At 58.3% G+C, this 845-nt stretch carries 1 protein-coding gene; it reads right to left on the bottom strand.

Annotated elements, in window-relative coordinates; all coding sequences use genetic code 11:
- Positions 1-18: 18 nt before the first annotated feature.
- Positions 19-782 (bottom strand): IS5 family transposase gene (locus SAJA_RS15560; protein ID WP_123659238.1). Its coding sequence is split into 2 segments (ribosomal slippage): positions 19-422 and positions 422-782, totalling 765 coding nucleotides; the frame shifts between segments, so codons are not numbered across the junction.
- Between the last annotated feature and the right edge of the window lie 63 nt (positions 783-845).

The raw sequence follows: 845 nt of genomic DNA on the forward strand, positions 1-845 counted from the left end.
AACACCTAGGGCGCGTCGTCATAAGATTTTGAGCCACATGCCCAGGCATGCGATAAGACCTTGAGCCAGAAATGAGGAGAGCCGTTTGGCATAGCGTGTCGCCAGACCTCGCCATTCCTTGAGCCTCTGGAACGCATTTTCGACCAAGTGGCGGTGCCGATACAGGTTCGTATCGATCTTGCGTAACGTTTTGCGGTGCACTCGCGATGGAATCTGGGGTGCCATACCGTGTCGGCGCGCCTGATCCACAATCGCATTGCTGTCATAAGCTTTGTCGGCCAGCAGATGATCGGCGCTGAATCCGTCGATCAATTCGTCAGCTTGGCTGCAATCCGCGCGGGTACCCGCTGTTGCAAGAAGTCGGAGCGGCATACCATGCGCATCCACGGCCAGGTGCAGCTTGGTATTGAGCCCCCTTTTGTGCGCCCGATGCCGTCGTTGCCGCCGGCCGCGCCGGCGGCGGCCGCATGCGCTTTGCAGTGGCTCGCGTCGATCATCAGCCACTCGAAATCAGGCTCGTCGATCAGAATCTCGAGAAGCGCTTCCCAGCGCCCTTGATCGCGCCAGCGACAGAAACGGCGATGCGTGTTTTTCCAATCCCCGTAAGACGGCGGGAGGTCACGCCATGGCGCACCGGTGCGTAATACCCAAAGAACGGCGTTGATAAAGCGGCGATTGTCATGAGCCGGGCGGCCCCAGCGGCCACGACGGCCGGCCAAATGCGGCTCGATCAATGCCCACTGGCGATCCGTTAAATCATGCCGATGTTGCGCTGCAGACATACAATAAAACGCTTGCCGAAATCTCGGTGATATTCAAACATATCTTATGACGACACGCCCTAG

The sequence above is a fragment of the Salinisphaera japonica YTM-1 genome, from assembly GCF_003788585.1.
Taxonomy (GTDB): Bacteria; Pseudomonadota; Gammaproteobacteria; order Nevskiales; family Salinisphaeraceae; genus Salinisphaera; species Salinisphaera japonica.